The organism is Agromyces humi (genome assembly GCF_009720255.1).
Classification (GTDB): domain Bacteria; phylum Actinomycetota; class Actinomycetes; order Actinomycetales; family Microbacteriaceae; genus Agromyces; species Agromyces humi.
Window position 1 is genome coordinate 1 of record NZ_WJSP02000080.1, and the last position, 12,411, is coordinate 12,411.

Consider the following 12,411-nt stretch of genomic DNA (forward strand, 5'->3'; position numbering starts at 1 on the left):
CGGGGGATGACGACGCTGTTCCGGGGAGTCGGCGGCGGCCGGCCCTACTCGCCGGTCTCCACAGGATCTGGCGTATCGGCCCTTCTCGGGCCTTCGACTGGACGAATTCGAACGACGCCCGGACGAGAACGTGACGGCGCCGGTGGCGGTGATGCTGCGAGCACTGCCCGAGTCGACGTGCTCGACGGTGATCCCGTCTTCCGAGTCGACCAGCCCCGCCTCGGGGTCGACCACCGGGGTCTCGCTCGCCGTCGACGGGGGCATGCAGGAGCTCAGGCTGCGGCCGGCGGCGCGCTAGCACGAGCGGCGGGGGCCGCGCGCAGACCTCGGCGATCGCCGCAGGGCGCCGCGGTTGTCGACATCGCGTCGCTCCAAGGGGCCTTCGTTGTACGCCGTGCACAGCGGAGCGAGCCCGCCGGCCGATAGCCTAGACAGGTGAGATTCGCGCACCTCAGAGTCGAAGGCCAGACGACCCCTCGGCTCGCGGCGGTGGTGGCGGAGTCGGCGCTCTTCCTCGACGGGGTGATGGAGTGCGCGCCGCGCGACCTGCAGGACCTCATCGAGCGCGGCCCCGAGGGGCTCGACGAGGTGCGCGCCGTCGTCGACGCGTCACTCGCCGCCGGCGCCGAACTCGCGCCCGTCTCCGAACTGCGGCACTCGTCGGCGGTGCTGCGCCCCGCGCAGATCATCGCCATCGGCGCGAACTACGCCGCGCACGCGTCGGAGCTGAAGCTCCGGTCCGAGACCGCGATGACGATCTTCTCCCTGTGGCCCAACTCGCTGGCGGGCCACGGCGGCACGACCACGTGGCCCGAGGACCTCACCTCCCAGGTCGACTACGAGGCCGAACTCGGCGTGATCATCGGCAAGCCCGCTCGAGGCGTGCACGTGCGCGACGCCCTCGACCACGTCTGGGGCTACACGGTGGTCAACGACATCACCGCCCGCGACCTGCAATTCAGCGAGGCGCAGTGGTCGCGCTGCAAGTCGTTCGACGGCTTCACGCCGACCGGGCCGGTCGTCGTGACCGCCGACGAGGTCCCCGACCCCCAGGACCTGTGGCTTACGACGAACCTCGACGGCCGGATCCTGCAGGACGCGTCGACGAACGAGATGGTACGCGGGGTCGCCGAGATCATCTCGTACCTCTCGCGTTCGGCGACGATTCCCGCCGGCACGCTCATCTCCACCGGCAGTCCGGGCGGCGCGGGTTACTCGCGCAACCCGCAGGTCTTCCTGCGCGACGGCTCCACCGTGACCGTGTCCGTCGAGGGCATCGGCTCCCTCACCACGCACTGCCGCGTCATCTGATCTCGTCGGCGCGACTCACTCGTGCGGTTCGCCCTGCAGGTCGATGACGGGGATCGCGGTCGTGATCGGGTGGATGCCCGACAGCCGTGATGGCGCGAGCTGCCGCTCGACGTCGTGGCGGGTCATGAGGCCGGCCTCGACCACGAGGTCGGCGACCGGGCGCCCGCTGGCCAGCGCCTCCTTGGCGAGCGTCGAGGCCGCGCCGTAGCCGATGAAGGGGATGAGGGCCGTGATCACGCCCACGCTCGAGGCCACCATGGCGCCGAGCCGCTCGACGTTGGCGGTGATGCCGTCGACGCAATTGACCCGAAGGGTCCAGCACGCCTGCCGCATCCAAGTGATGGACTGCAGCAGCGAGTGCGCGATGACGGGCTCGAAGGCGTTGAGCTGGAGCTGCCCGGCTTCCGCCGCCATGGTCACCGTGACGTCCGTGCCGGCGATGGCGTAGGCCACCTGGCTCACGGCCTCGGGGATGACCGGGTTGACCTTGCCAGGCATGATGCTCGAACCCGCCTGCCGCGGCGGGAGGTTGATCTCGCCGAACCCGGCCTGCGGGCCGGAGGACAGCAGTCGAAGGTCGTTGCAGATCTTCGACAGCTTGATGGCACTGCGCTTCAGCGAGCCCGAGAACGACATGAAGGCGCCCGCGTCGCTCGTGGACTCGATGAGGTCGGGCGCCGATTCGAGGCTGAGCCCGGTGATCGCGTTGAGGTGACGCACGGCCGCGGCCCCGTATCCGGGATCGGCCGTGATGCCCGTGCCGATGGCCGTGGCGCCGAGGTTGATCTCGGAGAGCAGCCAGATGGTCTCCGTGAGCCTGGCGTGGTCCTCGCCGAGGGTGGTGGCGAACCCGTGGAACTCCTGCCCGAGCGTCATCGGCACGGCATCCTGGAGCTGCGTGCGACCGACCTTGAGGACCTCGTGGAACTCGTCGGCCTTGCGGAGGAACGACTGGCGCAGCAGTTCCAGCTCGGTGAGGAGCGTCGCGAGCGAGAACGCCAGCGCGATCTTCAGCGCGGTGGGGTACGTGTCGTTCGTCGACTGGCTGCGGTTCACGTCGTCGATGGGATGCAGGATGTCGTAGCGGCCCTTGGCGTAGCCGGCGAGCTCGAGCGCGACGTTGGTGATGACCTCGTTCGCGTTCATGTTCGTCGAGGTCCCGGCGCCGCCCTGGATCACGCCCACCACGAACTGGTCGTGGAAGTCCCCGTCGATGATGCGCTGGCAGGCCTGGTCGATGAAGGCGGCCTTCTCGTCGCTCAGCACGCCCACCTCGCGGTTCGCGCGGGCGGCGGCCTGCTTCACCGAGGCGAGCGCTCGGATGAGTTCGGGGTAGACGGAGATGGGGCGCTTCGAGATCGGGAAGTTCTCGAGCGCCCGCATGGTGTGCACGCCCCAATAGGCGTCGGCGGGCACTTCCACGGTGCCGAGCGAGTCGGTCTCGACGCGGGTCGCGGTGCCGGGGTCGACAGGGAGCTTCACGTGCTCCTCCTCCGCAATCAGGTGGTCGGACAGGTGGTCGGGTCGGGTCATCGACACGGTTCGGGCTCCATTGCCTCGTACGCGCGGGATCGCCGCGCTGGTGTGCACGCGGGATCGCCGCGCTGGTTCTCGACTCCGAGCCTACCGCCGTCCATCGCGGGCGGCAGGTCGGCAGCGGGCCGGATGCAGCTCCGTCGCCCCGGACGCGACGAACGGGCCGCCCCCGCGTGGGGTGCGGCCCGTTCGGGCGTGCGGCTCCGAGGTGCGCTCAGAGGAAGGCGAAGGGCAGCATCGCGAGGCCGAAGACCAGCGCGCCGATGGTGACGAGCACCGTGCCGGCGAGCATGACGCCGTTGAGGACGATGCCCCAGATCGCCATGGTGCGCGACTGCGGCTCACGCTGCAGCGCCATGACGCCCAGCACGAGGCCGGCGACGGGGACGAAGAAGGTCGAGCTCGCGACGATCGACACGAGGCCGAGCACGAGGCTGGCGATGCTGAACCCGCGCGACTCCGCCGTGGGCGCGGCTCCCGGCGCGTACGGGTTCGGCTCGCCGAACGGCGCCTGCGGCTGCGAGGTGGGCGTTGCGGTGGTCATGGTCATGTTCTCCTGTTCGTGGGGTGTGCTTCCACGCTACGGATGCCACGTGGCGGGTGACATGGGGCTATCCCCCCGATCGCGCGGTGGCACGCCCGCCGCTCCGCCGGGACACGGGAGGCGAGCCGATACGATCACAGGGATTCGGCCCCTCACGATCGGAGCAGCATGCACCTGCCCTGGACCGTCCACGGCGACGGAGCCCACGTCGCACCCGGCGAGGTCGTCGCCCCCGGCGAGCGCCTGAGCTGGCCGCGCACCATCGGACTCGGGGCGCAGCACGTCGTCGCGATGTTCGGCGCCACCTTCCTCGTGCCGATCCTCACGGGCTTCCCGCCCGCGACGACGCTCTTCTTCTCGGGCCTCGGCACGATCCTCTTCCTCGTCATCACGCGCAATCGCGTGCCGAGCTACCTGGGCTCCTCCTTCGCCTTCATCGCGCCGATCCTCGCGGCGATGGGCGCCGACGTCGACGACCCGATGGGCGCCGCCCTGTTCGGCATCGTCGTCGTGGGCGTGCTGCTCGCGCTCGTCGGCCTCATCGTGCAGTGGGGCGGCACGGGCTGGATCGACGCGCTCATGCCACCGGTCGTCGCCGGCGCGATCGTCGCGTTGATCGGCTTCAACCTGGCGCCGGTGGCGAAGTCGAACTTCGAGCAGGCGCCGCTCACGGCCCTGATCACGCTCACCGCCGTCATCGTCGCGAGCGTCGCCTTCCGCGGCATCCTCGGTCGCATGTCGATCCTGCTCGGCGTGATGGTCGGCTACGTCGCCGCGGTCGTCCAGGGCGAGGTCGACTTCGGTGCGGTGGCGGATGCCGCGTGGGTGGGCCTGCCGCAGTTCCACCTGCCCGCCAACCCGTTCGCCGACAGCGCGGTCTGGGGCATGCTGCCGGCGTTCCTACCCGTGGTGCTCGTGCTCATCGCCGAGAACGTCGGGCACATCAAGGGCGTCGCCCAGATGACGGATGCCTCGATCAACGCGTCGACGGGTCGCGCCCTCTTCTCCGACGGGCTCGCCACCACGATCGCGGGCTTCTTCGGCGGCTCGGGCACCACGACCTATGGCGAGAACATCGGCGTCATGGCCGCGACCCGCGTGTACTCGACGGCCGCCTACTGGGTCGCCGGTCTCTTCGCCGTGCTGCTCGGCCTCTCCCCCAAGGTCGGCGCGGTCATCAACACCATCCCGCCCGGCGTGCTCGGCGGCATCACCACGGCGCTCTACGGCCTGATCGGCATCATCGGCGTGAAGATCTGGATCGACAACCGCGTGGACTTCACGAGTCCCGTGAACCAGTTCACGGCCGCGACGGCGCTCATCATCGGCATCGCCGACTTCACGTTCAGCTTCGGCGAGGTGTCGTTCAACGGCATCGCGTTGGGCACGATCGCCGCCATCGTCATCTACCACCTGATGCGCGGCATCGCCAGGCTGCGCGGCACCGATGCCCCGCAGCCCGCCAGGCCGGATCAGCCGCCGAGCAGCGTCTCGATCGGACCCCGCACGAAGTAGACGAGGAATCCGGCCGCCACGACCCAGAGCAGCGGGCTGATCTCGCGGGCCTTGCCCGAGCACGAGCGGATGATCACCCAGCTGATGAAGCCCGCCCCGATGCCGTTGGCGATGGAGTAGGTGAGCGGCATCACCGTGATGGTGAGGAAGACCGGCAGCAGCACCGAGAACTCGGTGAGGTCGATGCTGCGGATCTGCGCCATCATGAGCGCACCCACGATGACCAGCGCGGCGGCAGCGACCTCCGACGGCACGATGGACGTGAGCGGCGTGAAGAACATCGCGAGCAGGAACAGCGCGCCGGTCACGAGGTTCGCGAGGCCCGTGCGCGCGCCTTCGCCGATGCCGGCGCCCGACTCGATGAACACGGTGTTCGACGAGCTCGACGTGAACCCGCCGGCCACGGCGCCCACGCCCTCCACGATCAGCGCGGAACGCAGGCGCGGGAAGTCGCCGCGCTCGTCGGCGAGGCCGGCCTCCTTGGACAGGCCGGTGAGCGTGCCCATGGCGTCGAAGAAGTTGGTGAACACGAGCGTGAAGACGAGCATCAGGGCGGCGAGCACGCCGATCCGCTCGAAGCTGCCGAAGCTCACCTGGCCGACCAGCGACAGGTCGGGCAGGCTCACCCACTGCTCGGGCAGTGCAGGCACCGAGAGCCCCCAGCCGCCCTCGTTGTCGACCTTCGAGCCGAAGTGCCAGATGCCCTCGGCGATGAGGGCGAGCACCGTGCCGCTCAGCAGCCCGATGAGGATGGCGCCGCGCACCCTGCGCGCCACGAGGATGCCCGTGAGCACCAGGGTGACCACGAAGACGAGGGTCGGCACGGTGGCGATCGACCCCTGGACGCCGAGGCCGACGGGCGGCGAGGACTGCCCGGTCGACGTCACGAAGCCCGCGTCCACGAAGCCGATGAAGGCGATGAAGAGGCCGATGCCCACCGTGATGGCGATCTTCAGCTGCAGCGGCACGGCGTCGAAGATGAGCCGGCGCAGGCCGGTCGCGGCCAGCAGCACGATGATGAGGCCGTTGATGAGCACCAGGCCCATGGCCTCGGGCCAGGTCACCTGGCCGACGACGCTCACCGCGAGGAACGAGTTGATGCCGAGGCCGGCGGCGAACGCGAACGGCAGGCGCGCCACCACGCCGAACAGGATCGTCATGACGCCGGCCGTGAGCGCGGTGACCGCGGCGACCTGGGCGAACCCGAGCTGGTCGCCGTCGACGTCGGTCGCGCTCGACAGGATGATCGGGTTCAGGATGACGATGTACGCCATCGTCACGAACGTCACGAGGCCGCCGCGCACCTCGGCGCCCACGGAGGAGCCGCGCGCGGTGATCTCGAAGAAGCGGTCGATGGCGGACGTCGAGCGCGGGCTCCCCGGCGGGACGTCGGTACGGGTGGAAGTCGTCACGCGACGACCCTAGCCGCGCATCGACCGGAGCTGCACACCTGAGGGATCCTCTGCGTCAGTTGAGGAACCCGTGGAGCACGGGCACGATGAGGTAGATGCCGACGACCACGGCGATCGCGCTGACCACGAAGCACGCGCGGGCGCCGATGAGCGCCGCGCGCTTCTGCCCGTCGGTGAGCGGGCTCTTCTTCGCCGCCTTGGCCGCCTTCTTCGCTGCGGCCTTCGCCTCGGCGGGCGTGACGACGGTGATCGCGTCGGTGAACTCCGCGGGCGTGACGATGGGTGTGCGACCCGACACGGTCAGCAGGCGCAGGCCGAGCGAGTAGGTGCTCACGACGACGACCGTCGCGATGAGCGCCGAGACGAGCACCAGGAGGAATGCGAGCCAGTCGATCACGGCGCCACCTTCTTCTTGGGCTTGGGGTTCTTCTTGATCTTCACCGCGCGACCCGAGCTGGCGACCTCGCTCACCACGTTCGAGGCGTCGACCTCGCTCCGCCGCGACCACAGGAAGATGCCGCCGATGACCGCGCCGCCGACGATCGTGTCGATGACGATGCCGACCACGCCGAACGTCGCGACGAAGGCCGCGAGCGCACCCACGATGCCCGCCGACGGGAGGGTGAGGAGCCAGCCGACGCCGATGCGGCCGGCGGTGCCCCAGCGCACCTTCGAGCCGCGGCGACCCATGCCCGACCCGATGACCGAGCCCGACGCGACCTGCGTCGTCGAAAGGGCGAAGCCGAGGTGGGTGGAGGCGAGGATGGTCGCCGCCGTCGAGGTCTCGGCGGCGAACCCCTGTGCGGGCTTGATGTCGGTGAGCCCGGTGCCGAGGGTCTTGATGATGCGCCAGCCGCCCACGTAGGTGCCGAGGGCGATCGCGATGGCGCACACGGTGACCACCCAGAACTCGGGGCCGCTGCCCACCGGCTGCAGCCCGACCGAGATCAAGAGGAGCGTGATGACGCCCATGGTCTTCTGCGCGTCGTTGGTGCCGTGCGCGAGCGCGACGAGCGAGCTCGAGAAGATCTGTCCGTAGCGGAAGCCGTCGCGGCCGTCGGGTTTGCCGTCGTAGCGGCGGGTGATCGCGTAGGCGAGCTTCGTGGCCGTGTAGGCGATGAGCCCCGCCGTGAGCGGCGCGAGCACCGCGGGCAGCACGACCTTGGACAGCACCACGCTGAAGTCGATCGCGTACACGCCGAAGCCCACGATGGTGGCACCGATGAGTCCGCCGAAGAGCGCGTGGCTCGACGACGACGGCAGGCCGAGGAGCCACGTGATCATGTTCCAGACGATCGCGCCGAGGAGGCCGGCGAAGATCAACTCGGGGGTGATCAGGATCCCGCCGTCGCCCTCCTTGATGATCCCGCCCGAGATGGTGCGCGCGACCTCCGTGGAGAGGAAGGCGCCGACCAGGTTCAGGATGGCGGCGATGGTGACGGCGACCTTCGGCTTCAGCGCACCGGTCGCGATGGGCGTGGCCATCGCGTTCGCGGTGTCGTGGAATCCGTTGGTGAAGTCGAAGAAGAGGGCCAGTACGATGACCAGCACGACGAGGAGGGTGAGTTCCACCGGCGTCTTTCTCTGGATCGGTGCTGCGATTCACCGAGTGTTCAGGGACCGTGGGTTGCGGATGCGGCGAACGCCGTGCCCCGACGATACTACGCGACCGATTCGGGCTCCTCCACCACGGTGGCGAGATCCTCACCGAAGACGAAGGTGCGCCGCACCCGCCCCCCGGCGAGCACCGCAGGGAGCCACCGGCGCGCGTCGTCCCACATCTCGCGGTACGGCACCGCGTCGAGCGCGAACCACTCGGGATCGAGCTCGTCGGACCCGGTCGGCTCCCCCGCCCACGTGCGGCAGACGAACACGTTGGACTCCTGGCTCCACGCCTCGCGATGCGGGAAGTGGTAGGTCAGCAGTCCCCGCGGTTCGAGGTCGGATGCCGCGACGACGACGCCCGACTCCTCGAAGACCTCGCGCACCGCGGCGTCGACGGCGGACTCCCCCGGCTCGAGCTTGCCGCCGAGTCCCACGAAGTTGCCCATGCCGAGGCCGTGCTTCTTCCGTCCGAGCAGCACCTCGGTCGTGCCCGCCCGCTCGCGCAGGAGGTAGCAGACGCAGACCTGGGGCAGCGGCATCCGTCAGCCGAAGAGGATCTTCGCCTCGTCGTAGCGCGACTGGGGCACCCGATTGAGGCTGTGTGTGGCGTCCGCGATCGAGACCGTCTCGATGTCGGTGCCGCGGAGGGTCACCATCGAGCCCCAGGCGTGGTCGTACACCGCGTCGACCGCGGCCATGCCGAGGCGCGTCGCGAGCACCCGGTCGTAGGCGGTCGGCTCGCCGCCGCGCTGGATGTGCCCGAGCACGGTCGCGCGCGACTCGATGCCGGTGCGCTCCTCGATCATGGGGGCGATGAGCTCGGCGATGCCCCCGAGGCGGGGACGGTTGAAGGCGTCGAGGCCCTTGTGCGAGTGCGCCTCCTCCATGCCGTCGAACTTGAACCCCTCGGCGACCACGACGAGCGGCGCACGCCCGCGCTGGCGCACGGACTCGACCCACTCGCAGATCTGCTCGATCGACTGGGGCTGCTCGGGGATGAGGATGGCGTGGGCGCCGCCGGCCATGCCGGAGTGCAGCGCGATCCAGCCGACGTGCCGGCCCATGACCTCGAGCACCATGCAGCGGCCATGCGAGTCGGCCGTCGTGCGCAGGCGGTCGATGGCCTCGGTCGCGATCTGCACGGCGGTGTCGAAGCCGAAGGAGTAGTCGGTGGCCGCGAGGTCGTTGTCGATGGTCTTGGGGACGCCGACGACGTTGATGCCGCCCTCGTCGTAGAGGCGACGGGCGGCCGTGAGGGTGCCCTCGCCGCCGATGGCGACGATCGCGTCGATGCCGTGCTCGTCGAGCATGCGCTGGATGTTCTCGGGGCCGCCGCCCTCACCCTCGAACGGGTTCGTGCGGCTGGAGCCCAGGATCGTGCCGCCCTGCTTCGCAAGACCCCGCACGTCGTGACGCGTGATCTCCATGAGATCGGCCTCGACGACGCCACGCCAGCCGCCGCGGAACCCGACGAACTCCGTGTCGTGGGCGATGACGCCCTTCAGCACGGCGCCGCGGATGACGGCGTTCAGGCCGGGGCAGTCGCCGCCGCTGGTGAGGATCCCGATCTTCATGTGTGGACGACTCCAAGGTGCTCGAAGCGAACAGTGGTGTTGCCGGAGGCCGCAGCGTCGGGGCGTATCGACTGCGGCAGTCTATAGGGTTCCTCAGGTCCCGCCCGAACGGTGCGGGACCCCGTCGGGTGAGGTCAGAGCGTGCCGTCGAGCGCCGCCCGCAGCAGGTGCTGCAGGGCGTCGAGCTGCACCGAATCCGCGGAACCCGGCTCCACGTCGCTGCCGTCGAGCGCCCGGGCCGCGAGACCCTGCTTCGAGTCGATGAGCTCGGCGATGCGCGCGTCGATGGTGTGCGCGGCGATGATGCGCCAGGCGGTCACCGGCTCGTCCTGGCCGATGCGGTGCACGCGGTCGATCGCCTGCGTCTGCTCGGCGGCCGTCCAGCTGAGCTCGGCGAGCACCACGTTGGAGGCGGCCTGCAGGTTGACGCCGACGCCCGCCGCGGTGAGCGAGCAGACCGCGACCGCGACCTCGGGATCCGTGTTGAACGCGTCGATCGCGGCCTGGCGCTGCAGGGCGGTCTGGTCGCCGCGCAACGACACCGTGCGCAGCTCGCGGGCGGCGAGCGCCGCCTCGGCCTGGTCCATGACGTCGATGTGCTTCGCGAAGAACACCACCTTGCCCACCGAGCGGGCGAGCTGGGCCGCGTAGTCCGCGGCGAGGCCGGCCTTGGCCTGCCCGATGCGGCGCACCATCGTGAAGACGTTCTCGCCCGACTTCGACGACTTCGACTCCTCGAGCTCGGCGCTCGCGACGGCGCGGATGAACTGGTCGCGCTGGTCGTCGTCGAGGTCGCCCATGCGGAGGTTCCGCGCCTCGACGAGGGCCCGGAAGCGCCCCACGAGGCGGTTGCCGAGCTCGCGCTCGGCGGCGCGGACCGAGCGGCCCAGCTCGTCGTCGAGCTCGACCGGCAGGTCGGCGATGCGCTTGTCGGGCAGGTCGGCCGCGACGTCCACCTTGCGGCGGCGCACGATGCCGAGGTCGATCACGGTGCGTCGGGCCTCGACGTAGAAGCCGTGGTCGGCCGGCGTCAGCCCGGTCTCCTCGAGCTTGCCGAGGAGCGCCGGCGAGGGCTTGTCGCCCTCGATCCAGCCGAGGAATTGCCAGATCGCACGGAAGTCGTCGACGTCGTTGATGAGCGGCGTTCCGGTGAGGGCGAGCAGCAGCGGGTCGCCGCCGGGAGCGGCGCGGCGGATGCGATCGGCGAGCGCGAGCACGTTGCGCGAGCGCTGCGACTGCAGGTTCTTGATGAAGTGCGCCTCGTCGACGACCATGCCGCGGAAGCCGAGGGTCGACAGCCACGCCATGTGCCGGTCGAGCACGTCGTAGTTGACGATCACCACGTCGGCGAAGGCATCGAGGCTGTCGCCGTCGCCGTGGATCACCGTGGCCCGCCGGTGCGGCGTCCATCGCTCGACCTCGCGGGCCCAGTTCATCTTCACGACGTTCGGCACGACCGCGAGCAGCGGGTAGGCGTCGGCGACGGATGCCGCGAGCACGGACTGCGCGGTCTTGCCGAGGCCCGGCTCGTCGGCGAGCAGGAACGTGCGGTGGCCGAGCCTGGCGGACTCGATGAACCGAGCCTGGTGCTTCATGAGCTCGAGCCCGCGGGGGGCGAGCCGATCGACGGCCGGGGCCTCGGGCAGCTCCATGGTCGCGGCCTGGCCGCCCGAGCCGAGCTCGAACGACTTGAACAGGGGGCCGAGCAGCTCCCAGTTCGCGAGGCGGCGCACGGGCACGGGGGCCGCCTGCGGCTTCGAGAAGTCGGGCGCGAGGAAGGGGTTCGCCAGCAGGCGGGAGCGCACCGATGCGGGGATGACCTGGTTCTCGCCGAGCTCGGGCTTGGCCTCGGGCTCGCGCGTGATGATGAGCTCGTCGGGGCTCAGCTCGGCGCCGGACTCGAGCAGCCAGTCGCGGCGGAAGCGCTGCGCCACCGTGGAGATCGAGGCGTCGGGCTCGAGCAGGGCGATGAGGCTGGTGTCGCGCGCAGCCGTCTTCGCGAGGATCTGCGCGATGCCGTCGAGGCGCTTGAGCAGCTCGGCGCGAGCGGCGTCGGCCACGTCGGGGTCGGACTTCACCCGGGCCCGCTCCTCGCGCATGAGCAGCGCGATGACCTGGAACTTCGTGCGGTTGGTCGGGCCGAGCTTGCCCTTCTGCGCCTTGGTCTCCACCTCGCGCACCTTGCGCGCGAGGATCGGGATGATGGGTGCATCGTCGTCACGCGATCTCGTGCGCTGGCGCTGCCTCGTCTGGGCCATGGTCCTCCCGCTCTCGGGCCGTCTCCGGCTCGCCCCCTCGTCACCGGTGGCGGTGGTCGGGACCGCTGGGGCGACCGTGGTGTCGCCGCACGCGGTACGCCGAATCCCGAACCGAGCAGCACGCGAGCCGGGCTCACGTGGTCGGGCCGAAGAACGGATTCGTCGGGCGCGTGCCCAGTCTAGCCCGACTGGGCGCCCGACGGGCGCGTGACGCGAGGACGGCGTCGACGACGCCGGATCCACCCGTGCGGCCGCGGCGGAGTCGTCCTATGCTTCAGCCATGGACGATCGCGCGGGAGCGGGCGCCATCTCGCCCGAGGACGACGAATTCACGGTGTCGCAGGACACGGAGTTCGACGAGGAGGAGCTCGCGGCCGACGACGACGACCGGCCGCTCGACGACAGCCTCTCCGACGAGGTGCCGGGCCTCGATGCCGAGCGCCGGGTCGACCTCCGCGACGAGCGCGCACCCGACGCCGAGGACTGACGGCTCAGACTCCGCCGCCGCCTCCGCCGCCACCACCGCCGCTACGACCGAATTCGGCGGCGGGGAGCTTGACCTCCCCTTCCTCCCATCCGTACTTCGACATGTCTAGAACGCGCCTTCCTTCTGGATTCGTTTCAGCTCGCGCGGAAACACGGTCTTCCAGACCGTC

Annotated in this window: 12 protein-coding genes; 4 read left to right on the forward strand and 8 right to left on the reverse strand. The window is 70.3% G+C overall.

Features of this window, described 5'->3' with window-relative positions; translation table 11 throughout:
- Positions 1-130 precede the first annotated feature (130 nt).
- Both GH736_RS24920 and GH736_RS09190 read left to right on the forward strand, forming a co-directional pair.
- Positions 131-298, forward strand: a complete 168-nt coding sequence (locus GH736_RS24920; RefSeq protein WP_235933915.1) for a hypothetical protein — start codon at positions 131-133, stop codon at positions 296-298.
- A 137-nt stretch (positions 299-435) separates the two neighbouring features.
- The gene (locus GH736_RS09190; protein ID WP_203230702.1) at positions 436-1,311 is read left to right on the forward strand and encodes a fumarylacetoacetate hydrolase family protein; all 876 of its coding nucleotides are present in this window, start codon (positions 436-438) and stop codon (positions 1,309-1,311) included.
- A gap of 15 nt (positions 1,312-1,326) precedes the next feature.
- Here GH736_RS09190 and GH736_RS09195 read toward each other — a convergent pair whose 3' ends face one another.
- A complete protein-coding gene (locus GH736_RS09195) occupies positions 1,327-2,844 on the reverse strand; it encodes an aspartate ammonia-lyase (protein ID WP_159602366.1) in 1,518 nt (505 codons plus the stop codon).
- A gap of 217 nt (positions 2,845-3,061) precedes the next feature.
- On the reverse strand, positions 3,062-3,391 hold the full coding sequence (locus GH736_RS09200; protein ID WP_159602341.1) for a DUF4190 domain-containing protein: 330 nt from the start codon (positions 3,389-3,391) through the stop codon (positions 3,062-3,064).
- 168 nt (positions 3,392-3,559) lie between these two features.
- On the opposite strand from GH736_RS09200, the gene GH736_RS09205 reads away from it, so the two are divergent.
- A complete protein-coding gene (locus GH736_RS09205; RefSeq protein WP_159602343.1) occupies positions 3,560-4,906 on the forward strand; it encodes a uracil-xanthine permease family protein in 1,347 nt (448 codons plus the stop codon).
- On the opposite strand, the gene GH736_RS09210 is transcribed toward GH736_RS09205, so the two are convergent.
- From GH736_RS09210 to GH736_RS09235, 6 genes are all read right to left on the reverse strand, one after another.
- Positions 4,864-6,318, reverse strand: a complete 1,455-nt coding sequence (locus tag GH736_RS09210; RefSeq protein WP_159602345.1) for an NCS2 family permease — start codon at positions 6,316-6,318, stop codon at positions 4,864-4,866. The genes GH736_RS09205 and GH736_RS09210 overlap by 43 nt on opposite strands.
- A gap of 55 nt (positions 6,319-6,373) precedes the next feature.
- Entirely contained in the window at positions 6,374-6,715 is a 342-nt protein-coding gene (locus GH736_RS09215) for a peptidase (protein WP_159602347.1), read from the reverse strand.
- Entirely contained in the window at positions 6,712-7,890 is a 1,179-nt protein-coding gene (locus tag GH736_RS09220; protein ID WP_159602349.1) for an inorganic phosphate transporter, read from the reverse strand. The genes GH736_RS09215 and GH736_RS09220 overlap by 4 nt, the downstream gene beginning before the upstream one ends.
- 89 nt (positions 7,891-7,979) lie before the next feature.
- A complete protein-coding gene (locus tag GH736_RS09225; RefSeq protein ID WP_159602351.1) occupies positions 7,980-8,462 on the reverse strand; it encodes an 8-oxo-dGTP diphosphatase in 483 nt (160 codons plus the stop codon).
- Between the two features lie 3 nt (positions 8,463-8,465).
- On the reverse strand, positions 8,466-9,497 hold the full coding sequence (locus GH736_RS09230) for a 6-phosphofructokinase (RefSeq protein ID WP_159602354.1): 1,032 nt from the start codon (positions 9,495-9,497) through the stop codon (positions 8,466-8,468).
- Between the two features lie 134 nt (positions 9,498-9,631).
- Positions 9,632-11,755, reverse strand: coding sequence for a DEAD/DEAH box helicase (locus GH736_RS09235; protein WP_159602357.1), 2,124 nt, complete (start codon positions 11,753-11,755; stop codon positions 9,632-9,634).
- 280 nt (positions 11,756-12,035) lie between these two features.
- Here GH736_RS09235 and GH736_RS09240 point away from each other — a divergent pair, with 280 nt between their 5' ends.
- Positions 12,036-12,242: a hypothetical protein gene (locus GH736_RS09240; protein WP_159602360.1), complete on the forward strand. Its 207-nt coding sequence runs from the start codon at positions 12,036-12,038 to the stop codon at positions 12,240-12,242.
- Positions 12,243-12,411 lie beyond the last annotated feature (169 nt).